The 26,954-nt window shown below is 30.9% G+C and carries 24 protein-coding genes; 8 read left to right on the top strand and 16 right to left on the bottom strand.

The annotated features are described in order from the left end of the window. The first annotated feature begins 17 nt into the window (after nucleotides 1–17). The 4 genes from tpiA to F7018_RS12650 are packed head-to-tail and all read left to right on the top strand — an operon-like array spanning nucleotide 18 to nucleotide 2,161. Nucleotides 18–773: a triose-phosphate isomerase gene (gene tpiA, locus F7018_RS12665; RefSeq protein WP_150900430.1), complete on the top strand. Its 756-nt coding sequence runs from the start codon at nucleotides 18–20 to the stop codon at nucleotides 771–773. Further along, on the top strand, nucleotides 773–1,606 hold the full coding sequence (prmA, locus tag F7018_RS12660; protein WP_150900429.1) for a 50S ribosomal protein L11 methyltransferase: 834 nt from the start codon (nucleotides 773–775) through the stop codon (nucleotides 1,604–1,606). The genes tpiA and prmA overlap by 1 nt, the downstream gene beginning before the upstream one ends. 5 nt (nucleotides 1,607–1,611) lie before the next feature. Continuing rightward, on the top strand, nucleotides 1,612–1,887 hold the full coding sequence (locus F7018_RS12655) for an ATP-dependent Clp protease adaptor ClpS (protein ID WP_150900428.1): 276 nt from the start codon (nucleotides 1,612–1,614) through the stop codon (nucleotides 1,885–1,887). Nucleotide 1,888: 1 nt separating this feature from the next. Next, nucleotides 1,889–2,161 carry a hypothetical protein gene (locus tag F7018_RS12650; RefSeq protein ID WP_150900427.1) on the top strand — a complete coding sequence of 91 codons (273 nt, stop codon included), beginning with the start codon at nucleotides 1,889–1,891 and terminating at the stop codon, nucleotides 2,159–2,161. A gap of 349 nt (nucleotides 2,162–2,510) precedes the next feature. Here the strand turns inward: F7018_RS12650 and F7018_RS12645 are convergent, their stop codons facing one another. Genes F7018_RS12645 through F7018_RS12635 form a run of 3 tightly spaced genes read right to left on the bottom strand, consistent with a single transcriptional unit; the run spans nucleotide 2,511 to nucleotide 6,042 of the window. Then, nucleotides 2,511–3,920, bottom strand: a complete 1,410-nt coding sequence (locus tag F7018_RS12645; RefSeq protein ID WP_150900426.1) for a DUF3526 domain-containing protein — start codon at nucleotides 3,918–3,920, stop codon at nucleotides 2,511–2,513. Between the two features lie 3 nt (nucleotides 3,921–3,923). Next, nucleotides 3,924–5,327 carry a DUF3526 domain-containing protein gene (locus F7018_RS12640; RefSeq protein WP_150900425.1) on the bottom strand — a complete coding sequence of 468 codons (1,404 nt, stop codon included), beginning with the start codon at nucleotides 5,325–5,327 and terminating at the stop codon, nucleotides 3,924–3,926. A gap of 1 nt (nucleotide 5,328) precedes the next feature. Further along, nucleotides 5,329–6,042: an ABC transporter ATP-binding protein gene (locus F7018_RS12635; RefSeq protein WP_150900424.1), complete on the bottom strand. Its 714-nt coding sequence runs from the start codon at nucleotides 6,040–6,042 to the stop codon at nucleotides 5,329–5,331. 106 nt (nucleotides 6,043–6,148) lie between these two features. Between F7018_RS12635 and F7018_RS12630 the strand changes: the two genes are divergently transcribed. Then, nucleotides 6,149–6,526, top strand: a complete 378-nt coding sequence (locus tag F7018_RS12630; protein WP_150900423.1) for a Fur family transcriptional regulator — start codon at nucleotides 6,149–6,151, stop codon at nucleotides 6,524–6,526. A 202-nt stretch (nucleotides 6,527–6,728) separates the two neighbouring features. Here the strand turns inward: F7018_RS12630 and F7018_RS12625 are convergent, their stop codons facing one another. After that, a complete protein-coding gene (locus tag F7018_RS12625) occupies nucleotides 6,729–7,094 on the bottom strand; it encodes a DUF983 domain-containing protein (protein WP_150900422.1) in 366 nt (121 codons plus the stop codon). An 86-nt stretch (nucleotides 7,095–7,180) separates the two neighbouring features. Here F7018_RS12625 and F7018_RS12620 point away from each other — a divergent pair, with 86 nt between their 5' ends. Continuing rightward, nucleotides 7,181–8,053: an AraC family transcriptional regulator gene (locus F7018_RS12620; protein ID WP_150900421.1), complete on the top strand. Its 873-nt coding sequence runs from the start codon at nucleotides 7,181–7,183 to the stop codon at nucleotides 8,051–8,053. Between the two features lie 9 nt (nucleotides 8,054–8,062). Here the strand turns inward: F7018_RS12620 and F7018_RS12615 are convergent, their stop codons facing one another. The 6 genes from F7018_RS12615 to F7018_RS12590 form a co-directional block, all read right to left on the bottom strand. Next, the gene (locus F7018_RS12615; RefSeq protein ID WP_150900420.1) at nucleotides 8,063–8,905 is read right to left on the bottom strand and encodes a YitT family protein; all 843 of its coding nucleotides are present in this window, start codon (nucleotides 8,903–8,905) and stop codon (nucleotides 8,063–8,065) included. Nucleotides 8,906–9,090: 185 nt separating this feature from the next. After that, nucleotides 9,091–9,576, bottom strand: coding sequence for a hypothetical protein (locus F7018_RS12610; RefSeq protein ID WP_150900419.1), 486 nt, complete (start codon nucleotides 9,574–9,576; stop codon nucleotides 9,091–9,093). Between the two features lie 874 nt (nucleotides 9,577–10,450). Next, nucleotides 10,451–12,610 (bottom strand): DNA/RNA non-specific endonuclease, encoded by a 2,160-nt coding sequence (locus F7018_RS12605; protein WP_150900418.1) that lies wholly within the window; start codon nucleotides 12,608–12,610, stop codon nucleotides 10,451–10,453. Between the two features lie 127 nt (nucleotides 12,611–12,737). Further along, the gene (locus F7018_RS12600; RefSeq protein ID WP_150900417.1) at nucleotides 12,738–13,529 is read right to left on the bottom strand and encodes a hypothetical protein; all 792 of its coding nucleotides are present in this window, start codon (nucleotides 13,527–13,529) and stop codon (nucleotides 12,738–12,740) included. Nucleotides 13,530–13,752: 223 nt separating this feature from the next. Continuing rightward, on the bottom strand, nucleotides 13,753–14,133 hold the full coding sequence (locus F7018_RS12595) for a hypothetical protein (RefSeq protein ID WP_150900416.1): 381 nt from the start codon (nucleotides 14,131–14,133) through the stop codon (nucleotides 13,753–13,755). Between the two features lie 711 nt (nucleotides 14,134–14,844). Next, nucleotides 14,845–15,030, bottom strand: coding sequence for a SymE family type I addiction module toxin (locus F7018_RS12590; RefSeq protein WP_246175175.1), 186 nt, complete (start codon nucleotides 15,028–15,030; stop codon nucleotides 14,845–14,847). A gap of 113 nt (nucleotides 15,031–15,143) precedes the next feature. Between F7018_RS12590 and F7018_RS12585 the strand changes: the two genes are divergently transcribed. Together F7018_RS12585 and F7018_RS12580 are read left to right on the top strand one after the other, a co-directional pair. After that, entirely contained in the window at nucleotides 15,144–15,362 is a 219-nt protein-coding gene (locus F7018_RS12585) for a helix-turn-helix domain-containing protein (RefSeq protein ID WP_150900414.1), read from the top strand. 50 nt (nucleotides 15,363–15,412) lie between these two features. After that, nucleotides 15,413–15,637 (top strand): helix-turn-helix domain-containing protein, encoded by a 225-nt coding sequence (locus F7018_RS12580; RefSeq protein WP_150900413.1) that lies wholly within the window; start codon nucleotides 15,413–15,415, stop codon nucleotides 15,635–15,637. Between the two features lie 104 nt (nucleotides 15,638–15,741). Here F7018_RS12580 and F7018_RS12575 read toward each other — a convergent pair whose 3' ends face one another. From F7018_RS12575 to F7018_RS12550, 6 genes are all read right to left on the bottom strand, one after another. Then, nucleotides 15,742–16,497, bottom strand: a complete 756-nt coding sequence (locus tag F7018_RS12575) for a hypothetical protein (RefSeq protein ID WP_150900412.1) — start codon at nucleotides 16,495–16,497, stop codon at nucleotides 15,742–15,744. Nucleotides 16,498–16,684: 187 nt separating this feature from the next. After that, the gene (locus F7018_RS12570; protein ID WP_150900411.1) at nucleotides 16,685–19,978 is read right to left on the bottom strand and encodes a type I restriction endonuclease subunit R; all 3,294 of its coding nucleotides are present in this window, start codon (nucleotides 19,976–19,978) and stop codon (nucleotides 16,685–16,687) included. A gap of 88 nt (nucleotides 19,979–20,066) precedes the next feature. Continuing rightward, complete coding sequence (locus tag F7018_RS12565) at nucleotides 20,067–23,402, bottom strand: sacsin N-terminal ATP-binding-like domain-containing protein (RefSeq protein ID WP_150900410.1); 3,336 nt, start codon at nucleotides 23,400–23,402, stop codon at nucleotides 20,067–20,069. Between the two features lie 4 nt (nucleotides 23,403–23,406). Beyond that, nucleotides 23,407–24,543: a restriction endonuclease subunit S gene (locus F7018_RS12560; protein WP_150900409.1), complete on the bottom strand. Its 1,137-nt coding sequence runs from the start codon at nucleotides 24,541–24,543 to the stop codon at nucleotides 23,407–23,409. Further along, nucleotides 24,530–26,125 carry a class I SAM-dependent DNA methyltransferase gene (locus F7018_RS12555; RefSeq protein ID WP_150900408.1) on the bottom strand — a complete coding sequence of 532 codons (1,596 nt, stop codon included), beginning with the start codon at nucleotides 26,123–26,125 and terminating at the stop codon, nucleotides 24,530–24,532. The genes F7018_RS12560 and F7018_RS12555 overlap by 14 nt, the downstream gene beginning before the upstream one ends. A 4-nt stretch (nucleotides 26,126–26,129) precedes the next feature. After that, nucleotides 26,130–26,330, bottom strand: coding sequence for a helix-turn-helix domain-containing protein (locus F7018_RS12550; protein WP_150900407.1), 201 nt, complete (start codon nucleotides 26,328–26,330; stop codon nucleotides 26,130–26,132). Between the last annotated feature and the right edge of the window lie 624 nt (nucleotides 26,331–26,954).

Below are 26,954 nucleotides of genomic sequence, written 5' to 3'. Positions count from 1 at the left end.
TATAAATAAGAAGAATAGTGAGACAAAAGATAGTTGCAGGTAACTGGAAGATGAATAAAAACCTTGAAGAAGCAAAACAACTAATCAAGGGTATTAAGAAAGAAGTAAAGAATTCTGAAACAGAAGCAAGAGTAATAATAGCACCTAGCTTTGTGAATTTAAATACTGCAATAAAAAGAACGAGAAAATCTAAGGTAGAAGTATCAGCACAAAATATGCATCAAGCAAGCAGTGGTGCTTTTACAGGAGAAGTATCAGCAAATATGTTAACCAACTTAGGAGTTAATATTGTAATCTTAGGACATTCAGAGCGTAGAGAATACTTTAATGAAACAAATGATTTATTGGCAAAAAAAGTAGATGCAGCTTTAGAGAATGAATTGGAAGTTATTTTTTGCTTTGGAGAACAGTTAGAAGAAAGAAAATCAGGAAATCACTTCAAGGTTGTCGAAACACAATTAAAAGAAGGATTATTTCACTTAGGAAAAGAAAGTTTTTCTAAAATAGTTTTAGCTTATGAGCCAGTATGGGCTATTGGAACAGGAGAAACAGCATCGCCTGAGCAAGCGCAAGAAATGCACGCTTTCATTAGAGAAATTATGGAGAAAACATATGGAGCTGAGGTAGCCAACGATGTTTCTATTTTATATGGAGGGAGTGTTAAGCCAGGGAATGCAAAAGAAATATTCTCAAAACCAGATGTAGATGGAGGTTTAATAGGAGGAGCTTCATTGAAACCTGAAGATTTTGTAGCCATAGTAAATGCAATCTAATGGATAATATTTATATAGAATATACATTTGAAGTAACTCCTAAAGAACCAGCTACTGAAATTTTAATTGCAGAGTTAGGAATGGTAGGTTTCGAAAGCTTTGTTGAAAACGATAATGGAGTAGTTGCTTACGTTCAAAAGGAGGAATGGAAGGAAGATATATTATCGGAAGTGTTTATTTTAAAGTCTGAAGAGTTTACAATAAATTATAATCACAAAGAAATAGAACAAACCAATTGGAATGCAGAATGGGAAAAGAATTTTAACCCAATTCAGGTAGAAGATTTGGTAAGTATACGAGCGCCTTTTCATGAAAATCCTAACTTACAATACGATATTGTAATAGAGCCAAAAATGAGTTTTGGTACTGGACATCATGAAACAACACATATGATGGTGCAACATTTAATAGATTTAGATGTTGAGAATAAAAAAACATTAGATATGGGATGCGGAACTGGAATTTTAGCAATTTTTGCTGAAATGAAAGGAGCAAAACCTATTGATGCAATAGATATTGATACTTGGTGTTATGAAAACTCTATAGAAAATGCAGAAAGAAATGGTTGCAAACATATTTCTGTTTATGAAGGTGAAGCATCGCTTTTAGAAGGAAAAAAGTATGATTTAATAATAGCAAATATTAATCGTAATATCCTGTTAAATGACATGAAAACATACACCGATTGCTTAAATGAAAAAGGAATTTTATTATTAAGCGGGTTTTATAGTGAAGATATTCCAATTATTGATGCTGAGGTGTCTAAGTACGCTTTAACATTAAAAAAGACCATAGAAAGAAATAATTGGGTAGCTTTGCAATATCAAAAATAAAGCAAATGAGTACGATAGAAAAGATACAGGAAGAGCTGGATGTTTTAATTCAAGAAACAAAAAAGCACGAAATTATTTTGCATAATGATGATGTAAATACTTTTGACCATGTTATTGACTGTTTAGTAGATGTATGCGAACATACATTAGAGCAGGCAGAACAGTGTGCTGTTTTAGTACATTACAAAGGTAAATGCGCGGTAAAAACAGGAGAATACAAAGATTTAGAAGCAAGATGTTCTAAATTATTACAATTAGGTTTATCTGCGGAGATCGTTTAGTATGGAAAATGTTTTTAGGTATTATGAGTTCTCAGAATTTATAACAGATAATTCAGGGGCTTTTTCAGGAAATGAAATATGTTTTTCAATATTAAATGAACAACATTTTTTAATTTTTGAAAAAAATAATGAAGCCTACAATTTGTATGTTTCTAAATACGACTCAAAAAAAGATATAGGTGTTAAACCTCCGGAAATACTGGAAAGTTTGATAAAAAACTACGATAAGTCTGTGCCAGAACATCGGGTAGTTCTTAGAAAATATTTATATTAAAAAAACTCAAAAAAACTTTTTTTGAGTTTTTTTTTGTTTTTATGTGACTCTTCAAAAAAAACTGTGTCATAATAGTGTAAATAAGTAATTAACTCTTTTAGAGAGCTAACCCTTAAAGTGAATAAACCCTTAAATTAAAACCTTCTCCGAGTAAACAATTATGTTGAAAGGAGAAGATTCCTCTAAAAGAAACAATATAAATAATAGTAGTAGTTAGTTTTTATACTAAGTTTGGTTAGACGAAAGGCCTTGGATGTAAATTCAAGGTCTTTTTCATTGTAGAATGGATTATGAAAAAAGAAAAACTCATCTAAAAGATGAGTTTTTTGTATTCTTATTTTCCTAAATACTATTGTTCTTTTTTTCTTTTAACTAAGGTTAAAGTGAAAATTAACCCACTTAAAAGAAAAGTGATTAATAAATTAGTCCAAACATTATTTGAAAGATTATTTTTATAAGTGAACTTAGGTAAGTTTTCGTAATCTTTTAAAGTGAATTTTTGCTCTTTAAATAACATTGGAACTAGATAGTTTCTCCATTCATTAGAGAATTCGAAAACTTGTTTCTTGTATTCGTTATAATGTTTTTCAGAAGTTCCTGCGATACTGTTTAATGATTGTTGCATTAATATTGCAGGAGAGAAAAATTTAAAAGAATTTACTAGGTTTTGCTGTTTTTGTAATTGAGAATCATATTCAGCAAGTAAAGGCTTCGTTTTTTCTTCCATAACTTTTTCGGAAGCAAAGTAATTATGCCAAAAACCAAATTTATCCTTATTAGTTTCTTTTGCAAGTTCTGGATGACTTCGTAAATAATCACTCATAATTTTATCTTGCTTTTTCTCGTTCTCCTTTTTTATTTGCCGAATCTCATTAATCATTTTTAAACGAGAAGGGGTAGGGAATAGTGAGTTTCCTATTTGATTTATTGTAGCAGGTAGTACTAAAACAATTAATAGCCAAATTCCAATAAGAGTTAAAGCATTTTTAGAAGAGTTATTGATTTTTATATTCACAGTATAAGCGATTATAAACCAGAATAAGCTGTATCCTGCTATCATTAAAAGTACTTCGATTAAATTACTAAAACTATTAAGTGTATTAGTGGAGAAGATGGTAATAGTAATAATTAAAATAATAAGAGTGATTAAAGTAAAGATAACATACCTAATAGCCATTTTTTGTAATAACCATCTAGTAATAGAAATGGGTTGTGCATTTAAAAGTTGTAAGGTACCTAACTCTTTTTCTTTAGATAAAACATTAAAAGAAAAACCAATTATTAAGAGAGGAAGTATATAGATGATAACAAATGCCAAATCGAAATTCCCTAGTAATAATTGAACGGGATTTACCATGTCTGAATAATCTAAGGCAAAGTTATTTCCATAAGCTTTAGGGCTTTTAAAATGCGTGTACATATCACTTTGTCCGGTAGCTAAAAAAGAAAAGGAACTAGGTTTCATTATAGCTAAACGAGGGTGACGATATCCTATAGTCATTGGTTCTGAAGGAAGTTGCCAACGAGGAAGACTTACTTTTTCTCCTTTTTCAATTTTAGACAGGTTAAGTAGCATTAAGCTATCTTTTTTGTGCAAATCTTGTTGCATTTTAGCAATGTCGCTTTTTCTTTTAGTTACATTTTTTGTTCCATTATATGTGGCAAAAGCAAATAAAAGTGAAATACTAATTAGAAGTAAAATTAGCCAGTTACTTCTGTTTAATAATTTTATCTCGTAACGTAAATTATTAGTAAACATAATTTATATTTTTTTTGAATAGATAATTAATCCTATTATTGGAAGCACTAACCATAAAACTAAAAACAATATGTTTTTTGTGTTTTCTTTTAATATTAATGATAGTGTAGGTGGAGTAAAGTTGAATTTAGGAAGTTTTTTAAACGTTTCAGCTTTCATTTTATAGCTCCAATCCCCAGTTTTAGAATTGTCTTTAAAATCATAGTTTAAAAACTTTTGAGTTTCTATTCTATATTTTTCTGCGGCTTTGGTGAATTTCCAGTGTAAATTATCGCTTGTATTGGTGATATCCATAGATAAAAAACGCAAAGCAATAAATGGAGAAATGAATGATAGGTTTTGATAAACACTATTTTGTCCCTTTGCAGTATTGTGTAAAATATTATAATGCTTTTCATAAATTTTAGCTTCATGCTCTTCGCCTTTTTGCATTCGGTAGGCATCATAATTAAAAGGTAATTGACTTAGGCTGTCAACTCCATACTCTTTTAGGGTTTTTTGCTCTAGTTCTTTAGCAGCTTTATTCCATGGATTGTGACCGTCTAATCCATTTTTTCTGTCATTACTAATACGAGCATTAAATTCGGACTTAGAAGGGTAAGGGTGGTTAGTGTTGGCAAAGTTTGTAGCTATTTTAGGAGTTACAAAACTAAATAGAATCCAGATAACTAAAGAACTAACTAATGAAATCCCAGAAGATTTACTTCTTACAGAAATAAGTAAAGTAATAGAGGTGATAATTAAATAATATATCAAATAAGAAATATAAAGAGTAAGTAGGCTAGTCCAACTAAAAAAACTTAAGCTATCTAGGTTTGATAAAACAATACCAATTATAAGAAATATACAAGAAGTTAAAATGAGAATAGGAATGTATATGGCTAACCATTTTCCTATTACAAGTTTTGTAGGGTGAATACCTTGGCTTTTTAATAAAGAAAGTGTTTGATGTTCAATTTCTTTAGTATGTGAGTTATATCCAATTAGAATAATAATAAGAGGAAATAAGTATATTAAAACAAAGTTGATGGATAACGTACCAAAACGAGTTAAACTAGTTTGATCACTTGCTTCGCTAAAAGAAGCTTCATTTCTATTATGAGCTTCTAAAAAAATGGAATTCCCTGTATATTTAGTTACACCATAGTCAAATAGAGATAAAGCAAATTTAGGTTTAAAAGCATAAGTACCATAGTGTGCGGCAGAATGCGGATTTTTTTCATCTTGACTTTCCCAAATACTACGTTCTTTATTAGTAGACTCTACATATTGCTGATTACTTTTATTGTATTGATTAATACTAGTAATAGTTGCGATAATTAGTAAAACAGAAGAAATACCTAGAGTAATTTTAAAACGTCCATCCCTTAATAGTTCTTTAAGTTCTTTAAAAATTATATGTCTCATGTTAATCCATATTTTTAAAGTTCATAATATCTAGATAAATAGTTTCTAGCTCTTTTAAAGAAAATTCAGAAGAGTTTGAATAATTTTGTAATATTCCAGAACGCATTATGCCTATATGTGTACTAACTTCTTTAGCTCTAAATAAATCATGGGTGGCCATTAAAATAGCTACATCATCATTTTTCATTTTGGTTAGGAGTTCCATAAATTCATTGCTAGATTTTGGGTCTAAACCAGAAGTAGGTTCATCTAATAAAAGTACTTTAGATTCTTTTGCTATTGCTAAAGCAATTCCAACTTTTTGACGCATTCCTTTAGAAAAAGTTTTTACATGTTTTTCATGAGCTTCTTCTTGTAGCCCGGCTTCAGATAAGTACAGTTTTAGTTCTTGTGTGTCAAAGTTTTTTCCAGAAAGTTTAGTAAAATAGTCTAAATTTTCCACAGCAGTTAGTGTAGGATAAAGCATTAAATTTTCAGGAATATAAGTAAGGAAGCTTTTGGTTTTAATTGAGTTTTGAGTTACGTCTAATCCATTAATTTTTGCTTCGCCAGATGTTGGTTGAGTAAAATTTAATAACATATTAATTGTAGTGGATTTGCCTGCACCATTGGCTCCTAAAAGGCATAAAATTTCACCTTCTTTTACTTCAAGGTTTAGATTTTGAACAGCTTTGAAGTCACCATAGCTTTTGGTTAAGTTGTTTGTAAGTATCATTATATATTTTGATAAGATTAATTCGATAAAAAATGTTAATGCAACTAAGTTGTAAAATTAAATAAAAGATTTGTAAGTGCAACTTAATTGCGTTAAATTTGTAGTTATGGGTATAGTTAGAAAAACAGCATCGGTAAAGTTTGTCTTAAGTATTTTTGAAGAAAGAGAGAAAGCTGTTTCTGTAGTAGCTTTGGTGAAGCTTTTAAAAGAGAAAATGAATAAGACTACAGTATACAGGATTTTAGATAGATTGGAGCAAGATGGAATTATTCATTCCTTTTTAGGAAAAGATGGCTTAAGATGGTATGCTAAATGTCAAGGGTGTTCAGCAGATCATCATTTAGACGTGCATCCACATTTTCAATGTAAAGACTGTGGTGATGTTGAATGTTTACCTGTAGACGTGGTTATACCTTCTGTTGAAAATAAACAAGTAGACTCAGCAGAAATTATGTTGGTTGGTAAGTGTAGTAATTGTCTCTAAAAATTAAAAAAAAAAATCAATAAAAAATATAAGATGTAGAAAATTTTATAATTCTTATTAAAAAGAATTGATTTTAAATTTATTTATATTATATTGTATATGTCTTACAAGACGTTGTAAGACTTCTTTTTCATAGCAATTTCCCATTCAATTCTTTTGAATGGGTTTTTTTATTTTTTGAAGTTTTTTTGTTAAAATAGGTTTATGAAGACTTGACTTTTTTGTCAGAGTAAAACATATAAATCCAAATTAAACGCGATAGTTTATAATTTACACCTATTAATGCTAGTGATATTAAAATAATTAAGCCAAAACTGATAAACCAATCGATATTTAAAATTAATCTAGAAATTATAAAAATAGCTACGCTTTCTGCTACAATTAAACCATAACTAACATACATTGCTCCAAAGAAAAAACCTGGTTCTTTCTCGTAAATAAAGTTACAATGAGAGCAATTTTCTTCCATTTTCCCAATTTTAAATAGATTAAGAGCTGAGTTTTTAAAAACCTTTCCTTTACTGCATTTAGGACATTTGTTTGAAATTAAAGAGATAATTGATTTCATTATTATTTTTTTGCAAAATTATACATATATAACTTGTTAGTTATTATATATAAGTTGCTTAAATTTGTATAATTAAGACATTTGTTGTGATTTCTATTTTAAATATTGAGAATTTTAATTTATCAGAAGAGGTTGATAATTACTTTTATAGTAACGATTTGGAGGTGCATCTAAAAAAAAATGAACATCACTTTAGTACTCCTCATAGACATGACTTTTATTTGTGTGTGTTAATTATAGAAGGAGAAGGAAAGCATGAAATAGATTTTACTACATATGATGTAAAGCCAGGTCGTGTGTTTTTTTTAAAACCAGGACAATCTCATTTTTGGAGTTTTACTTCTTTAGTGAAGGGCTATATATTTTTTCATACTCATGAATTTTTTATGTTAAGCATGAGTGAGTTAAATTTAAATGAATTCCCGTTTTATTCTTTAAATGAATCCTTCATAGATTTGCCTAAGGGGAAAATAGATTTTTTTACTCAGGCTTTTATGAATATTAATAATGCTTATTATAGTAATCAAATTTTTAAAAGGGCTTATTTATTAAGTATGGTAAATCTAATTTATATCGATTTTTTAAGGCTTTTTGAAGAAAATAGTGAGCCAAAGCTTAGGCAATCTGTCAATAATTTGATTCTAGTTTCTAAATTAGAGAGCTTAATCGATTCAAATTTTAGAGAACATAAAAAAGCTACATTCTATGCTGAAAAACTTCATCTAACTGTAAGGCATTTGAACAGGGTTGCTAAGGAGGTTTTAGATAAGACAATTACAGAAATATTGTATAGTAAAGTAGTTTTAGAAGCAAAAAGACTTTTGGTTCATTCGGACGAACAGTTGTCTGAAATAGCTTATGATTTGGGTTTTGATGACTATTCGCATTTTTCTAAGTTTTTTAAACTTAAAACAGGAGAAAGTCCATCATCATTTAGAAAGAGGTATTTTAAAACCTAATCAATATTGTTAGTTAATAAATTTTGTTCCTAAAACTTGAGATGCATCCATAACAATCATATTGGCAGTGTTGTCATAATCTTTTACTATTTGTTTTAAAGAGTTTAGTCTGTTAACAGGTACAGTAACAACTATCATAAAATTAGATTGTGTTAAACTCAGGTTATCCCCTTTAAAAATAGTGCCGCTAACTCCAATTTTGTCATTAATTAACTTACCTAATTGATGTACATCTTTTTTAGATGTAATATGTACAACCCTACCATTTGGTCTACCAGTTAATACTACATCAATCATTTTTGTAGTAACATAAATGCTTATTATACTCCATAAAGCAAGTTCTATACTATTAAAAACTATAGCTGTTGCCATCACAACAAATGAATCTAATATAAGAATAACTGTTCCGGTTTTGAGAGAAGTTTTAGTAGTAATAATGCGTGCAATGATAGTGCCGCCACCAGCAGATCCACCTCCTTTAAATATTAATCCAATACCAGTTCCTACTGAAATACCACCATATAAAGTTGCTAGCAAAGTTTCTTGACTTAAAGCGGGTATTTTAAAAAAATGAGTAAAAATATCTATAAAAAAACTGATAATTATAATAGCTATAGTGCTCTTTATTGCAAAATATTTGCCTAAATATCTAGTGCTAATAATTAGTAAAGGAATATTTATTATGGCAAATAATAAACCTATAGAAACATTAAAGAGTTTATTTAGAATAATAGATAATCCTCCAGTTCCACCCATAGCAACATTATTTGGGCTTAAAAAAGCAACAACGCCGAAAGCCATTAGAGCTGAACCAAGAATAATGAAAATGTAGTTAGTAATCTCTTTTTTCATGTTACTTCAAAATAAGTTCACAAAATTAAAATAATAACCTATTAGAAGTAGAAAAAAATAAAACTTAACGATAAATTTAAAAATGTGAATATTTAAACTCTGATGGAATAACTTCATTTAAATTTCCTCAAAAAGGTGTGAAAAAATAACATCCATACTGATATTAGTATGGATGTTATTTTTATCTATTCAACGACATTTAAGTAAAAAGTATTTGTTTGTGGTATATATATCATTTGTTGTTGACAAATTGTAGCGCAACCACCTTCATTTAAGCATTTAGCTATTAATTTTGCGCAAGACCATTTCCCATTACAGGTTTTACTCCAATTATTACTACCATCGCCACCTCTATCACAATCAACTTGATAACCGCCTTCTTCTATTCTAGAGGCGATATTATCCTCACTTTCTAATTCTAAAATAAAAAAATCTGGTTCTTTTTCTTTGGAATTTAGATATTCAATTGTCTCTTTAGTTGCATCCCATTTATAATTTATATAAATCACATTTTCTTCACTAGTTTTAAGTTTCATATTAGAAACCTTTTTAAAAAAATCCTCGTAATGAAGTGATTGGTTTTCTAAAGAGTCTAAGTTTTCTTCGAGATTACAAGAAAGCGCTAATATTGTTAATAACAGAGTAATTGTGGTTTTTAATAAATTTTTCATAGTTAAAGTATTTAGTTAATAAAATTTTTATTGAACCGTTTTAATTTTTTTGCGAAGATGTTATCTTAATATGTTTATTATAAGATTCTTTATCACAATTGTTAGATAAGATGTTGATGTTAGTCTGTTATCGCTAATTCTATAGAGATTGTTATTATAATGTTTTTTATGTTAAAAGTTTCAATGTATTGGCGATAACAGAGTAGCTTTTATTTCTATCAAAATGTTTAACGGTTTTCTATGTTTTGTATATGATTTTTTCCAGTTCAGTTGCTTTTTCGTCTTTGCCTCAGTAAAAAAAACAAGTATTACTGTGATTAAATACATGTTTTTCTTAACTAATAAATTTAAAGCAATATTCTAGCCTTAATTTTTACTTAATTCTAAATTTGATCTAAATAGATCAAGTGCTATTTTCTTTTGAGTGAAGATTTAGCAAAGGTATTTGCTAAATGAGATATGTGCTTATATAATAGTTTAAAGGTGTGTTAACTATTACTTTGCTCTGCAATATACAATTTTTTTATTAATAATATTTAATTTTATATAGTGAATTATGAATTTAAAGCGTTGTATTACAGTGTTTAATGTTTTGTTTTTGTATCAAATTAAATGAACTTCTAAAAACGTGAAAACCACATAAATCATAAGACTTATGTGGTTTTTTTGAGAGTTTTGATACTCTTTTTGTGACCTCGACAGGATTCAAACCCTATGCCGATAACCCTAGTAAAAACGGGGCTTTATATTTTCCTTGCGTTAATGATAACCGATTTGCGAACCTAAGAAATGATGTAAAATGTATAGTTTTCAGCAATCAATTCTAAGGTAAATATACACATTAATTGGTTATTTCGTTTCAGTCATAAAATTATTAGACTTTAATCATTTCAATTAAATGATTTTCATCTTTAATTTCTATTGTCTTTTTATTCCCTTTATAAGTATCGAACTCTTTAATATCTTCGAAATCTATATTAGTTAATTTTTGTAGTTCCGAAAGACTACATTGATATTCTTTGAATTTAACATCTTGGTCTATTCCTAAATCTTCGAAATCAATATTACCAACTAAATCTGCTTGAGATAATTTAAAAGCGGTAGCTTTTATTTCATCATTATCTGAAAGCCAAATAACTATCTTGAAGTATTCCATTGGAATTTTAACACCTTTATATATTGGGTCTGTGTTTTTAAATATAGGACCATTAAACACGGATATTTTACCTGTTTTTCCGTTTTCTTTTTTTGCTCCGTATTCTAAGACAAGTTTTTCTAATTTCCCCCAAATTCCACCTCTATTACTTCTATTCAATTCAGGTACTTGTGGACAAGCGTTTGTGTGCACACAAGTTAGGTCAGCATTTCTTTTAGCTTCACTTGGTGTTTCACCCCAATTTGCATCTTCTCTTCTGCTCATATGACCTCTGTCAAATCCACTTTTAGTATAAAATTTGTTATCTAATTGACAATCAAAATCTATTCTGTTATCTCTTATCCATCTATCATATCTATCTGTGAAATCTTTTCTTTTATCTTCATCTCCATCAACATTAATACAACTAATTAATGGCATTTTATTTAAAGCATTGAAAATGACGCTAAATTTGTAATACTTTAAAATATAAGCGTTTGTTCCTGAAATTTTTGCTATTTGATTTTTAATAGTTTTTAAAGGTTTAGGAATAGCTACTCTAAAGTTACTTCCTAAAAAATCGGAACGATAACCTCTACAATTAACATAAGACGTTTCTCTTTCTAACTTGTAATTTTCTTCTTCGATTAAAGATGTTGGTGTTGTTGAATGAGATTGAACACTTGCTGTAGATGCTTGTTGTAAAAAATCTTTAGTAGTTATATTCACGTTAATCGTGTCCTTTTTTTCTAGAATTTCTGATGGGATAGATATGTTAATAGAGTTTTCCATTTTTTTAGGTATTTGATTTTGAGACTGAGTATCTAGGATAGGTGTTTTATCATTATTAAGAATAGGTTGGTTAGGCTGATTGTTATTAGGTTGATTAAAAATCTTAAATATTAATGGAGTGTTTGGAAATACTGATTGTAAATGTTTCCGAATGACACTAATTCTTATTCCTTCGTTGGCAATCCAATGAACTTTCGATACATCAATTTCATTATCTATTACAGGAATTATTTGGTTGTTTTTATCTAAATATTCGCCATTCTCATTTTTTTTAGCAACTCCCATATGATGTAATGCTACTACTTGCCATTGATCGTTAAATACAGGGCCTCCGCTACTTCCTTGGGCAGTATCAGATTCATACCAAAGAGAAGTTGACATAATTCTTTTGAATTTATTCTCTCTTATAGATAATTGCTTGTAGTCTCCATTAGGATGATGAATAATATTAAGAGATTCTTCATCTTCATTTCCTAATTTTCCTAAAGTTGGATCTAAAAAAATATACCCTATACCAGACAAGTCGTGACTCCCTGTTACATCGGACTTTTCTACAGCTACAATACAGTAATCCAAATCTTCGAAACTATAATAAAATGTAGATGCGGAAAGATTAAATGTTATACTGGAAGTTGGGTTACCATTAGTATCTAATTCATAATTGAATTGTACTACGCTATCGCCTACAGATTCCTTCGTTTTAAAAACATGCCAATTAGTTAACAATAAATTATCAGATATTAAAAAACCTGTAGCATAGCCATTAATTTCGTTAAACTCTTTTACTACAATTCTTCCTACTTTCTTTTTGACTTCCAGAATTAGTTCAACAAAATTGCTATAAACAGAATCGTTTTTTCCTATTGCTCTTTCGTAAGCAAAGTTAAGTGGTTCGTATTTTGAAGACGAAAGCATTTCTTTTCTTTTTAAAAGATTCTTCTTGTCTCCAATTATATTACCCTGAACTATTTCTTGTGGTATAGAGCTTGAAACGTTCGATAAAAATTCGCTGGCATCAATTTCAGTAATAGTAGGTCTAATTTTCTCTTTTTTGTATTTATTATATCTAACCTCTGATTTAATAAGTTGATCTAAAGAAACTTTCATATACACTCATTTTTTTCATTAAATGTAAATAAAAAAGATGTAAAAACACTAATAGTCAGATATCTAGATGCTAAATATAATTTTAAATTAACATTCTTTTTTGTGTTGCCTTGGAAATTAAAACTTGTTATTTTAGATTGAAAACAAAATCAAAAAAACTAATTTCATCTGAATTAAAGAAGTCAACGTCATTGTAATTTTGGGCAATATAATCTCTAATCACATTATCTTTTAAGCGACTTTTGTTTTTAGAATTTCCATTTTTTATTGAATTAAATTGAGATTGGATTTTTTCAATTGAAGTAATTTTCTGGTATTTATCTATGTCCATTAATATTGAAAAACTACCTTTTTTTAATTTACCTAGTAACCAAAGTAAATTATCTAATTTTTCAAAATCACAAATATTTGTAGCTTCATTTAATTGTATTATGTTTTCAAAATAGTTGTTTTGTTTCATTCTTTTTCCTGTTAATAGCGGATAAGATTCTGACGCAAGATTATCATAAATTGGAAAGTTGTAATGATTTAAGAAGTATATATATTTAGATAGTAGAGAAGTAGCTTTACCAGAACTATTACCTTCTTTGTTTATTCCGTAGGAACTATACAATAATTTAAATAGCTTAGTGTCGGTTTTTGGTGCGTTAAGAAAAGGTGTAATTTCATTTCTTAGTTCCTCATCAGTAAATGAAGAGATAGCTTCTGCTATTTGCTCTATACCGTAAAGTCGTTTATTCATTTGTGTAGAATAATAACTGTCTATTATAGTTAAACGATATTTAACTTGTTCTAATTTATTATTAGATAATGTGTTTTTGAATAATGACGAAATTAATTGTTTATTCGATTTGTACTGAGTTTTTTCATTTAAGATTCGATGTGCAATATTTGCGTATTTACAAAAATCATGTCTCATTTATTGGCTATTATATTTTGCATAGTGAGACTAGAGTTTTCTTATCTGAATTTAATAACTTATAGTACACTATAACTAATTCTTTTTTGCTTTTTCTGAAGACTAAATGTAAAACTATATTAATTGTTTTAAATATGGGTTACCATATTTTAAAATAAAAAACAGAAAAGAACTAAGTTTAGCTCTTTCCTGTTGCTTATACAAAATTTCTATAACCCTTGCTTTATGGACTTATTTTAACATACCTATCATAGCACCCTTCATCACATTGATTAGGATAAGGAGCTAATATTAATCCATTATCACCAATTCCATAACGGTATTTAATTGCCATGTTTTTAAATTTTGGTAAATCAATTTCAATAAGAGTATCATTTATACTAAAAGTACCAGTATATGATAAAGCATTTGAATAACTTTTATCTCTACCAAAAATCATTAAATATTCATGCGCAGGTGGTTGAAATGGTTTTAAGGAGCCTCCATCAAAACGTTCTACCATTTTCCAAGTTCCATAAATTGATTTGTCCAGTTTTGCTACTTCTTCATCTTTACACCCTGTAAAAAGAATAAGCACTGTAATAATTAAATACATGTTTTTCATAATTATAAATTTTAAAGTAATGTTCTGACTTTAATTTTTACTTAATTCAAAATTTGATCTCAATAGATCAAATGCTATTTTCTTTAGAGTGAAGATTTAGCAAAGAAACTTGCTAAATGAGATATGTACTTATGTAATAGCTTAAAGGAATATTAACTATTACTTTGTTCTGCAATATATGAATTTTTCATTAATGATATTCAATTTTACATTACAAGATAAAAATGTAAGATTCTGTTATATAGGGGTTAATAGTCTGTTTTGTAAATAAATTAAAGGAAATACTTTCCTTAAGTATTACTAAAATCTCCGACTTTGGAGGGGATTTAAAAACCTCGTAGAGCAAGTGGTAATGTGAGGCACAAAATGCATTTTGGGGCACTCATTACACAACTTGCTCTGTTCTTATGAACAGTATACACCGGAGCTGTTTTTGTATTATAAAAGAGTGTGATTTTTTTTAGAAATCAGAGTGATTTGAAACACACTTAAAGAAGCTTAAAATAGGAACTATACAGAGAATGAAAGGACGTGTTTTTTCAAAAGTATATTTAATGCTTATGTAAGCATGCGCATACATACGTATCTACCTATGTATGTGCGTTGGTATGTACGGACTTATGTTTAAATAAGTAGACGTATAAATAGGTGTACGCACGCACATACAGCCGTATAAGCGATTATATGTCTTTACGTAAATACATCTGTATGCTACAAAATGTCATTTTCTTTGTCTTCAATTAACGTAATCGTTAATTTGTTTTTTTCTTGTTCTACAGATATTTCTTTACTTATTTCAAATCCAAATTCGGTTAACCATTTTCCTGAAAGACGAATTTCAGGTACAATATAGTTTCTCCTCCATCTGCGATTACGGAACTTGTAATAAACTTTCAAGATTCTATTTTTCTTCATTTGTCGTATTTCTATATGACAAATGTAATGAGTTAAATCTGTTTGTCAAACTTTTATATGACAATTTTGTCGTATAATTAATTGACATTTGTTATGTGGATAAGGAACAGCTTAAAAAGAAAATCGGTCAACGCATTGTTGAATTAAGAAGTAAAAAGAATTGGAGTCAGTCTGATTTAGCACGTGCTTGCAATAAAGATAGACAAGCACTTGAAAAGTTAGAAAATGGAAAAGTTAACCCAACTGTTTATTCACTTTTAGAAATTGCAAAGGCTTTAGAAGTTCCTTTAAAAGAGTTGGTCAATTTTTCATAGTTCCATTTTTTGTTTTCTAAATTAATCTGAAATTAAAGTTTTTCGGTATAGTGAACACGAAAGATTTAAAATATTTCCAAAAGTTAGGAGCTAGAATTAAGCAGTTAAGAGAAGAAAAAGGCATAGATCAAAAGTCTTTTGCCTTCGATTGTGAAATTGGTAGAACTCAATTGTATATGATTGAAAACGGAAAAACCAATCCACGTTTACTTACCTTAATGAAGATTGCTGATGGATTGGAGATGTCTGTTAGTGAGCTTTTGAGTACCGATTAGTTTTCTTTTGTGTAGAGAAGATAATTTTGGACAGGCTGAAATGATGACTTTTCGAGTTACTACTCAAAAAAGCTAAGCGAGTTTGCTTGGCTTTCTTTTAGTTTTTAACGCATCCAACCTTCTATAACATAATTTTTTTCATACAGTTTTTTACTTTCGTTTCCGTTGTCAGGATTGAACCAAACCTCGAACCTTGCGCCATAGGGTTTTCCCCAATCTCCTTCATAAATACTAAAGTGGTCGTTTGTTCCGAATTTTTTAAATTCTCCATTTGTTTCTTTTACTCTAATACTTGAGCGCTCTTTTAGTCTTGGTACAGATAATTCAATTTCTTGAGTTATTTCAAACGCTTTTAGAAATATTGTTCCGCTTTCATTAGATTTTATCCATAGGTCATATTCATATAATCCTGGTTGAAACGAATTATAAATTTGAAATGAAATTTCTTTTTTGGTTTGTTTTTGAATACTATCAGGTCTAATTCCTTCAAAATTATCTCCCATTCTTAAATCAATTGGGTATTCTAATTTTACGTTTTTTGGTAGTTCTAAATTGTCCGCAAATGTATCTGTATCTGGTCCAAACAGTGATATTAAAGTTATTACAAATATCAATCCTGCAAAACCAATAAATAGAACACTTAATTGTAGTAATCCTATATACCATTTTCCTTTAATTAGTTGCCAAATTCCGGCAATTAGCAAAAGAATAATAGTGAATAGAAAGAAATAGTCCGATAAACTTAAAAGGTTGTTATCCGTTGAAGGTATCAGTATCAAATATATTAAAGATGATAGAATGAACAAAAGCAATGGCAACCACCATTTTTGTAAAATATATCTTTTTAGTAACTCGATCATTTTTTAATTGGTTACAACGTGTTTGTCTAAGATGCAGTAGCCATCCCATAGGGTGAGTATGCATTTTATACCTTGTTGCATGCCGTTTTTATTTTATTCATTTCGTTTTTAGCGTTGGCGTGAAAGCTCTTTTAAATTGTGAGGCACAAACAAACTTTAAATGTGCTTGAACTTGCGTTGGCTTATTCTATTTGTTTTTAAAATTTTCCACTTGTTCCATTACTTGGTCGAACACCTCATCGTTATGTTTCGGTGGGTAACCATTTTTTACTAAACAGAAGAATATTTTTTGATTCAAGTCTGCTCTCACATTACTATTATTTAGCCAATCAGTAAACGAAGATTGTATATCAATGAGCTCTTTAATTTTCTGAGCCAAGAGTTTACATTTTTCGTTTATAATTAAGCTACCCACTTTTTTATCCTTTCCAAACTCAAAGTTATACTTGTCTCGCAGGTGCATAAGAATATCGTAAAAAGCTTTTTCCTCAAAAGTCAATCCAAGTTTTCTAAAGCTGTCTTTATCCTCTCCTAATTTAGACATTAAATCTAATGCCTGTTGGGTAGCATTTCGGATGATTGAATCTACAGCTTCTGCTTGTGTCGAAGACGCTTCATCAGCAGACAAACTTGCTCTTCTATTATGATATTCCTCAAGTGTTTTGTTTAGTAACTCTTCGTATTTTTCTGCTGCTATTTTATTCGTGTCTTTGTATTCTTGTATTGACTTACGAAGCATCTTAATTAATACTTCAAGTTTGGTAGCTGGAAGTTTTATGTTGTCTAGTTGCTCCACAAATTCAGGACTAAATATATTCTCTTCCACATCTGTATCAAGAATATCTACTACCGAATTACACTTTAAGGCCTCTCCAACCATTTTCTCAACCACACGGTTCATACTTTCAGCATCGTGTTTATCACCTGATGTTTTTCTGATATACGAAGCTACTGCCATAAAGCATTGCGATAAAGAAAGTTGTTCATCTGTAAGCACATTTGATGGTTGGCAAATGTCATAAGCCGTCCTTAATCGTCTAACATGAGCCATAAAAAATGTCTTTACGCTAACTTTTTTGGGTTTATCTTTTCCGTTGCTAAGATTTAGTAGTTCAGTAAGTGTTATTATGTAGTCTGCTGCAGAAGACAAACATTCTAATCGTTCTAATGGTGTTGTGTTAGCATCGGTAAATGGTGTTATATCAAAATCAGTAAATACATCGCTAATAATTTTCAACTCAATAATTAGAGCCTCCAAAGCCTGTTTTACATCATCTTCACTCGGACCAAAAGATTTACCTCCAAACCTACGCATTGCTTTCATCATATTTTCACGAATACCTATGTAGTCAATAACATGTCCGTACTCTTTGCCTTCGTATTTTCGATTTACACGACTAATAGTTTGAATAAGCGTCTGTTTTTGAAGTGGTTTATCATTGTATAAATAGGTCAAACAAGGAACATCAAAACCAGTAATCCACATATCTACAACTATCACAATGCGGAAATTTGAATTTTCCATTTTAAAAGCATCATCTAAGCTTTTTATACGAGCTTTATTACCAATATATTCATACATATCCTTTGAGTCGTTTGAACCACGAGTAGCCACCATTGCTATAGTAGGCATTTTTGGAAGTTTCTTAAGCTCTTCCTTTGTTAACTTGCTATCGTCTGGTGATTTCTTCTCTTCAAACCATTCAGGATTTTGTGCTCTAAACTTTTGTAACAAACGGTAAGCAATTCTACGTTTACTACATACAATCATTGCTTTTTGCACAACATCAACTTTGTTTTCGCAAGCATTGGTGTAATGTGTTGTAATATCTTTGGCTAAACGGTCTAAACGTTCGTCATCACCAAGAATTACCTCCATTGCACTCATTGCTTTTTTACTAGCTGCTACATCATCTTCGGTAGCACCTTCATCAGCACACTGTTTATAATAGGCGTCTATCTCTTTTGCTTTTTCACTATCTAGGGTAACATTTGCTATACGAGGAATATATTTAAGTTCAGCAGTAATATCATCGTCAGCGGATTGTTGCATTGTATAGCTATCTACAATCTCACCAAAAACTTGGATTGTTTCTTCTATTGGTGTTCCTGTGAAGCCTACAAAAGTAGCCTTAGGAAATGCAATCCGTAAATGCTCCGCATAAGGCTTTGTTACAAATGCTCCTAAAGGAGTCTCCTTATTGTCTTTACTATTGGCTTTTTTATCCTTTATTTTTAGTTGCTTATTTAATTTTACCTGTGTACGATGTGCCTCATCAGAAAAGCAGATAATATTTTTTCGCGTATTTAGTTCGCCTATCTCTTCACAAAATTTCTGAATTGTGCAGATAAAGAATCCACCAGATTTTCTAATGGACATTTCAGTTTTTAGGTCTTCTCTGTCTTTAATTATTTTAGCTGCTCCTAACGATAAAAATTCTTCTGAACGTAAAAACAATTTACCTGCCTGTGTCTGTAAATCATCTCTATCTACAATCATTACTATAGTTGGTGAACCAAGTTCTTTGCAACGTAAAGATAATTGACGTGCCAAAAACATCATTGTATAGGTTTTACCACAGCCTGTTGCACCAAAGTAAGTTCCTCCTTTACGACTATTTTCTGAATGTGCTTTTAACACACTTTCTTTTAACAAACGAGTTGCAAAAAACTGAGGATAACGACATACTATCTCTTCAATTTTATCTGATTTTTTATCAGGAAAGTAAACGTAGTCACGAATAATCTCTAAAAAGCGATTAGGTTCATATACACCAGCCACTATAGTTTTTATTTGGTCTATTCCTTTTTTTGCTGATTCATCTTCATTATTTACTTTTTTCCAAGCATAATAGTGGTTATATGGTGTGTAGGTAGTACCTAATTTGGTATTATTGACTGTTGCATCGCTAATACAAGATAATGGGCAGTAACGTAAAAGGTGCGGAATATCTCTTTTGTATCTTTCGTGAATTTGCTCGTAAGCACTGGCAATAGTTGCTCTAGCATCGGTTGGGTTTTTTAGTTCAAAAATGCAAAGCGGAATACCATTGATAAAAAGTAACACATCTGGTATACGGATATCTGCTTTTAAACCATAACCAACTTCAAATTGATTGACACAACTATAGATATTATTGGTGTTGCCAAATTCAAAATCTAGATATTCAATATCGAATATTTTACCATCACTACTACGCGTATAACGGTAGCCATCACGAATAAGGTGAAATGTGTTACGAAGCAACTCAAAGTGGGTTTGACCACTGGTGTAACGCAAGTGGTTCGTAATCTCTTCAATATCGGCATCGTTTAATTCACTATATCTCTTTTTGAGATAAGTGTTTAAGTCATCTGAAATTAAAACCTCATTATTTTTTTCGCGAGCAATATTGCCACCATAAGTATAGATCCAACCTTGTTGCTCTAATAAATCAATAAGCGCTTCTTCGTAGTCACTTTCGAAAAACTTTCCTTTCATCGTGTTTAAATTACTTGTAATGTGTTATTGTTTTAATTTTTAAAGTGATTTATTTAATAGATATGACTTCTTTTAATCTAGTATTTTTTTAATCTAGAGTTCGAATATTTGAGGTTATGTATTGTTTAAGGTTGTCAACAAATTTTTCAAAATTCGCTCCGTGAATTCCTATAATTTTTTGTGACACCAACACTTGATATCCTCCTGCAATACGAACCTTTTTATCTTCATTATTTTCAACTGCATCTTTTAAACGTTCGTTAAGTACACCTATATTTTCTATGACTTTTATTCGTTTTAAAATTTCTTGTATATCTGTTGGGTATTGATGTTGTTTGGCTAACTCACGATCATAATCAGACATGTCAACAGCACAAAGTGCATAGTGCTCTTTCTGTTCGTATGAGGTTTGATGTTGTAAAGTACTCATTAATACACTTCTGTCATTATGCCAACGTGATTTAACTTCGATATAATAAATCGGTTGATTATTTAGCGAAACAATTAAATCTTGCCCACCTTGAATATCTGCTACTTTTACTTCTAGAGAATGATTGGTTAAAACCTCCTGTAGTTGAAACAATAGAAAATCTTCAACATATTCTCCTAACTTTTTCTTAAACTCAAAGTCGTTTTTTTCTTGAACCTCAATATCGAGTGCACTTTTACCCAATTCGATAATGCGTTCAAGATTATCCAATTTACTTAATTCTGCAATAGCATTCAATTTACTTTCATCTTGTACTTTCATTATTTGAAAAATACTGTCACGTTTCTGTGGGCTATTGATAACACTAAGCATCAGTTGTGCTTTTATATTATTTATTGTGTCAAATAATCTTCGCCAAATTGATCCTTCGTTCTTGTCGTTTAACCGCTCAATTATCTCAACAATAAGTTTCTGATGTTGATTATTCGCTATTGTACGTACTTCTTCCAAAGCAAAAGGTTTTTGGATTTCATCTGCCAAGGTTGAGCCATTAAGTTCCCCTGCCTCAACAAAAAAGTTCTCATACTCCTTTGCCACTAATTCGTGGCGAATGCTTTTTGATTTATCTTTATCTGTTACACCTCGACAAATAGTATCATAGAGTTCTTTCAAGCGAATAGGCATTGTTCGTTCTCTTTTTAACTCGCTTGCGTAACAATATTTCCCCATTTGATTGGGATATATCAAATAATTACGTAAAAAGCTGTTTGCTTCTTTAAAATTATATAGCACTTCCACCATTTGTAAATTCCAAGTACTCCAAGTACTCTTATCTTCCAATAGTGTGAATTTATATAAGGCATCATTTAATAATGCAGTGTAGCAAGTGCGAATATCAAACAGTTCTTTATCTAAACGCTCAACAGCAGAAGGTGTATATTCATAAAATTGGGACAGCAAATTAAATGCTTTTGTCGTAAATCCATCACCATCTAATGGTAGCAACATTTTGTAAATATCCAATATAGCATTAATCTGTGCTGGATTAAGATAGACATTTTCATACTCCTCTTTTTGCCAACTTACGTTAGCTAAAATGGCATTTTTAAGTGCCGCACTTTTGCTATCTAAGCTTGTAAGATAGACGGTGATTGCATTTTTTGCATCATCAAAACCATATTCCTTAGCATCGTCTAAAACTATATAGAAACTCTTGTGTATAAATTTCCCTACCTCTTGTGGCGCAAGCGTTTGCAGCGCTGTTCGATACGTTTTATTAAAATTTGTTGGCTTTACCAACTCTGCTTGCGATAACTTTAAATGCTCGTTAGGTATCAATTTTATCAAGTCAATACCAGAGTGAGGATGAGCTTTGAGATATGAACATAATTTTAATAACCATACTATATCTTCATCTTCGATGGGCGTATTCTCTACAATTTGGCAAATTTTTGATAAAGTAATTACATAAGGATTCTCACTACCTCTGTACCATTCATCGGTGCAGCGACTCCAATAAATTAAATCAGATTTTTCCGGTAATGTTAGGTTATGTTTCTCTTTTGAAAGTATTGTATAAAAGGCATCCAGTAAATCAGAATCTGTTTCACAGGCTTCATATAGTTCTTTATCTAATACCTTGATGGCGCTAACAGCTATATACTCATCTTCTTTTTTTACCAATGGTTGGCTTTCAAAATAAGTAACCCACTCAGCTTGTAATTGGGTGAAATACGTTTTCAATTTCTCACTACCATCGGCTAAGAAATTTATACGTCCAAAATGCTTTCTATCGGAATAGTTAGCAAGTTGGTGTGTTAAAAAATCTTTTATAATTCCACCTGCCAATTGGATTAATTGTTTGTTACTCTCGGCTTGATCATCATTATTCTGTCCGTTTCCAACAAATAATAAAGAGTCTCGTGTATCTTTATCGCAGGTAAATGAAGGAGCGTGTACAATAAAGTTCCAACCCCAATTTTCTGTTCCTAAAAGTGGAAGATATAGATATAGTTGTGGCTTATCATCGGAGAGCTGAATTACGTTTTCAACACCATCAATAGAGACGCAAGGAAGAATAACTGTAACTTTACTTTCACTAGTATTTTCTGTTAACTGACTCTTACTTTTTAATAGCAAAAGTTGAATAGTAGATTCCGTACCGTCACAATCTCTACGAATAGTAACTTGCTCCATCTGCGTATTGCCAAAATCAGCTTTTTGAACAGTAGAAATATGCTCATAAACATCTATTGTATTTTCTAACTCATCTCTAAATGTAATACTTTGTAAAAGTGGATTTAGCGATAAAACATAAGGAACTAATGAGACAGACTTTTTAAAAGCCTCAGCAACATTATCTTTTTCTATTTGATGATTGTGTTTGTAAGTAAAAACCGTATTCTCCAAAGAATCTGAACTCCATTGATTAGCAACAGTACCCCATTTTTGCGAAATATCTATAGCCTCTTTAATAGCCTTACTAAGTACAGTTTTATCCTTAGAACTTCGATTAATAACAAATTCTTTTTCACCACCGAAGTTATAAAAATAGTTGCCGTGCTTTAAATCTAAAGAGCTTTGCAAATGAAACTGCAGCCCAAATTTGTGGGTAGTTAAAAAACCTGTTCCATATTGACCCACTTGCACTATATCATTACGCACTTTGCTACTGGTTTGCAATATCAAAGATTGCATTGATTTTCTGTCAAATGGTTGCCCATTGTGTTGGAAAATAAATTCGTTTGGTCTGCGGGTAAAAAGCACTTTTGCACGCTCCTCTACTTTTGACACATCACGTGCATTTTGCACTAACTCCCAAATAGCACGATTGGAAGGTACATTACTATTGTTGGCAATGCCTGTAATAATATCGTTGGCAGGCTTTCCCCACATCGTTTCCGCCAACTGATCTTCAGCCTCTTTTTTAATAGTTTCTTCTAGTGATACCGTAGTTTGTTGTGTTTCTTCTGATGAAGTTTCTTCGTGTATCATATTTCTATCCGTTTATAGCTTTTTGCACTAATGCTGGGCAAAGTGTTTTCATTTTTTCACGTGCTTCGTTTGCTATTTTTTTAGCCTCCTCGGCACAGTTGTATAGGTTAATTATAGCTTGTTGCACTTCTGGTGGTGGAAGTGGAATTTTCATTCCACACATTTCAGTCCAAGAAAACACCTCTGTTGAACTACCTAAAGAACGAAAACAAGCCTCTCTATCCCATTCCTCTCTACAAAAAAGCAGATATAAATATTCAGGTATAATAGATACATCAAGTTTTGCGTCTTGGACTTTGAAAGAGATATTATTCCAACTTATCATTACTATTTTCTCTTCATTATTAAACCCCAAACCAATTTTTTTGCCGTGAGTCCTTGGATTATAAACAAATTCACGAGGTTTAACAATTAAGAATTTTGATAAGTCTGTATTTCTAACATCTGCTTTTGTTGGTATAATCTGTTTTGTTATGGTCATACCAACAACATCATTGACGCCATAAAGTAATTCCGAATTTCGATTTTCTGTCTGTTCTATATATTCCCCAAGTTCAACTTCAGTGTATTTCTTTTTGCAATCCACAATATAGGCTTGACAAGCTTGGGTTAGTGGTTCTATCAAAGCTTCGTTCTGCTCTACTAATGCTTTTAGTCCGTTGTAGGTATCTACTAGTTCTTGTTGAGTGTCGATATGGGGAAGTGGGATTTGTATATTGCAAAACACATCCCAATCAAGATTAGAGCGAACACTACCATCACTTAGAAACCATCCATACCTATCCATCTGGAAACGGTTAAACTGAATGAATAGATATTCTGGCAATAGTTCTAACTTATCTTTTACAATAAATGTAGTATAGGCTGGTGATATTAATATGGAATCATCCTTATCGTACAAAGCTAAACGAATACAAACATCACGACCCGTTTGCATACCACTAAATACGAAAACATCTTTTTCAGCAATTTTATATTTAGATTTATCGAGCCCATTAGTATTTGCAACTGTCGGCATAAAGGTTTTGTCCTTATTTATGCCGAAAAATGGAAGGTCAATATTCTTGGTGTTTTTTAATTCGTAAGGCTCAATATAATCCCCAAGTCTAACCATTGTAGTCTGCACTTTACTCACAATCATATCCCAACTGTTTTAGTGCATTACGAAGTGTTTTGTCATTCTTTTCTTGACGACTTAGCAAGTCAGAAACAGTAGAGGCTGTTTCGGTCAATACTTCGTGATAGTTGATTTTATTATCACGGTCTACAAATTCAATATATCGGCTTGGTACAAGTGAGTAGTTCTTTTCTTTTAATTCTTTTAAACCAACTGAGCGATATAGTTCTGGTTCGGCATAGTTTGTTCCATCTGTACCTTCACTTTGCCAGTTAAAGTAAATTTCGGTAGCTCGCTTTATTTGGTCGGCTTTTAGTTCAATTTTCTTTTTCTGTTCTTTTTTTATCGGGTTATCATTCCACGAGCGTAAATCCATTAATAGAATTTCATTTTCTCTATTACGCTGTTTACGGTCGTGCCAAGTTCCACCTTTTTTGTTTTCATTTAGAATCCACAAGGTTACTGATATATCAGTAGTATAGAACAACTCACGAGGTAATACCACAATAGCTTCTATTTTGTCATTTTCAATCAGTTTTTGACGAATTGCAATAGCATCATCATCACCCAAAGCTCCATTGGCTAATAAGAAACCTGCTATACCTTTGCCTGCTTTTAATTTAGACAACATATGCAATATCCAAGCATAGTTTGCATTACCTGCAGGTGGTGTAGCATAATCTGCCCAACGAGGATCATTACTTAAATTTGGGTTGTACCATTTTTTAAGATTGAATGGCGGATTTGCCATTATAAAATCAAAACATAAGCCTTTATGCAGGTCGTTTGATAATGTATCGGCATTTTGCTCACCAAGATGGTGTGAGATACCACGCATAGCTAGGTTCATTTTTGCAAGACGATAAGTTGCTGGGTCTCGTTCTTGCCCATACACATTTACTTTTTCTATATCACCCTGTTTTGCTTCTACATACTTTGCACACTGAATAAACATACCACCCGAACCACAACAAGGGTCGTAAAGTGTACCATCATAAGGCTCAATAAAAGCAGCGATTAGCTCAACTATATCGTGTGGCGTGTAAAACTCGCCCTCTTCTTTGGTTGCATTCACCGCAAACGATTTTAGGAAATATTCATACACACGACCAATTAAATCTTTCTCCTCTCCAAAAGTTTTGTGAGAGATTTTGTTTACTTCGTCAACAACTTTTTTAATTACATTAGCACTAAGATTGATTGAAGTAAACAAACCTATACGAATACAGCCTTTTAACTCATCACCACTATTCTCAAGTTCTTGTATGGCATCATCTAAAGCGGCGTTTAATTTTGTACCTGGCTGTTCCATAATTTTAGACCAACGCGCATCTTCAGGAACATAGGCTATCCCTTTATATCTGCTCGGGCTATTAAGGAAAGATTTTATTACTTCTTCATCTGTAATTCCGTTATCAATACATTCCTGCCTCATTTCATTTTGAGTGTTTTCAAACTTCTCACCAATGAAGCGCATAAAAACAAGCGTTAATAGTAAATCTCTTTTATCGTTTAGAGATGCATTACTTCGTAAATACTCTCTGCAATTAAATAGTATTGATTCTAGGTTATTAGTATCTGTAGTTTTTTGCTTTTTTTTAGCCATATTTTTATTTACTATTTGTATTTGATATTAGAAGCTCTGAAATGTCAACTTTCAAGATTTCAGCAATCTTGTATAGGTCTTCCAAACTTGGTTGTCTTTTGTTTTGGGCGTAAGAGTGGACCATATTGTAACTCTTTCCAAGCTGTTCAGCCAACCAGATTTGTTTTATTCCTTTCTGTTCTAAAACTTCTTTTATACGGTTCATTTTGAATTTTTTTAATTCAGTTCACTAATGTAAATAAGATATTTCATATACTCACTAAATGAGTATTAAAATTATCATTCAATAGTAATGAGCGTAGGGGAAAGGCAAGCTCTTTTTATTTTGTGAGGCACGAGCAAAATGAAATGTGCTTGAACGTGTGGTGGATTTTTTTTCAGCTTGCACCTAACTTGTTTATATACGGAACTTTATTCCTCGTAGTTGTCTAATTTGGTTGGCTATGAGGAACTTTTTAGGTTATACTAGTCAACTTATTTATTATATGTTTTTTGCTAAATGTACTAAATCTATGTTGGTATTCCAAGGTTCTTTTAGATAGAATTCTAACAAAAACAGAGTGCAAAAAAAGAATTAATTACTGTTCGTAATAAACATATAGTGAAGTGGTGTCGTTTTTGTTTCTGTTTTAGATATGTGATTGAAGCTTTTCGACATTTTTTTTGCGTTCAAAGTGTCGGCGTATGTGATTTTGTTTCAGATGTATTAAAAGGTTGTGTGTAGAACGAACATGTTTTTGAGCACAAATACAACCCGAAGTATGAGGGTGGAGATTTTTGGTCAAACCGTAGGCCTGAACATGGTCGGTTCGTTAAACACAAATTTACC

Source organism: Tenacibaculum aiptasiae (assembly GCF_008806755.1).
Taxonomy (GTDB): Bacteria; Bacteroidota; Bacteroidia; order Flavobacteriales; family Flavobacteriaceae; genus Polaribacter; species Polaribacter aiptasiae.
The sequence above is the reverse complement of the archived record's forward strand: the minus strand, read 5'-3'. Positions and strand labels throughout refer to the sequence as shown.

Coding starts and splice junctions, on each gene's coding strand:
- prmA (WP_150900429.1), top strand. CDS start 773: ATGGATAATATTTATATAGAATATACATTTGAAGTAACTCCTAAAGAA.
- F7018_RS12655 (WP_150900428.1), top strand. CDS start 1,612: ATGAGTACGATAGAAAAGATACAGGAAGAGCTGGATGTTTTAATTCAA.
- F7018_RS12650 (WP_150900427.1), top strand. CDS start 1,889: ATGGAAAATGTTTTTAGGTATTATGAGTTCTCAGAATTTATAACAGAT.
- F7018_RS12645 (WP_150900426.1), bottom strand. CDS start 3,920: ATGTTTACTAATAATTTACGTTACGAGATAAAATTATTAAACAGAAGT.
- F7018_RS12640 (WP_150900425.1), bottom strand. CDS start 5,327: ATGAGACATATAATTTTTAAAGAACTTAAAGAACTATTAAGGGATGGA.
- F7018_RS12635 (WP_150900424.1), bottom strand. CDS start 6,042: ATGATACTTACAAACAACTTAACCAAAAGCTATGGTGACTTCAAAGCT.
- F7018_RS12630 (WP_150900423.1), top strand. CDS start 6,149: ATGGGTATAGTTAGAAAAACAGCATCGGTAAAGTTTGTCTTAAGTATT.
- F7018_RS12625 (WP_150900422.1), bottom strand. CDS start 7,094: ATGAAATCAATTATCTCTTTAATTTCAAACAAATGTCCTAAATGCAGT.
- F7018_RS12615 (WP_150900420.1), bottom strand. CDS start 8,905: ATGAAAAAAGAGATTACTAACTACATTTTCATTATTCTTGGTTCAGCT.
- F7018_RS12610 (WP_150900419.1), bottom strand. CDS start 9,576: ATGAAAAATTTATTAAAAACCACAATTACTCTGTTATTAACAATATTA.
- F7018_RS12605 (WP_150900418.1), bottom strand. CDS start 12,610: ATGAAAGTTTCTTTAGATCAACTTATTAAATCAGAGGTTAGATATAAT.
- F7018_RS12600 (WP_150900417.1), bottom strand. CDS start 13,529: ATGAGACATGATTTTTGTAAATACGCAAATATTGCACATCGAATCTTA.
- F7018_RS12595 (WP_150900416.1), bottom strand. CDS start 14,133: ATGAAAAACATGTATTTAATTATTACAGTGCTTATTCTTTTTACAGGG.
- F7018_RS12575 (WP_150900412.1), bottom strand. CDS start 16,497: ATGATCGAGTTACTAAAAAGATATATTTTACAAAAATGGTGGTTGCCA.
- F7018_RS12570 (WP_150900411.1), bottom strand. CDS start 19,978: ATGAAAGGAAAGTTTTTCGAAAGTGACTACGAAGAAGCGCTTATTGAT.
- F7018_RS12565 (WP_150900410.1), bottom strand. CDS start 23,402: ATGATACACGAAGAAACTTCATCAGAAGAAACACAACAAACTACGGTA.
- F7018_RS12560 (WP_150900409.1), bottom strand. CDS start 24,543: ATGATTGTGAGTAAAGTGCAGACTACAATGGTTAGACTTGGGGATTAT.
- F7018_RS12555 (WP_150900408.1), bottom strand. CDS start 26,125: ATGGCTAAAAAAAAGCAAAAAACTACAGATACTAATAACCTAGAATCA.
- F7018_RS12550 (WP_150900407.1), bottom strand. CDS start 26,330: ATGAACCGTATAAAAGAAGTTTTAGAACAGAAAGGAATAAAACAAATC.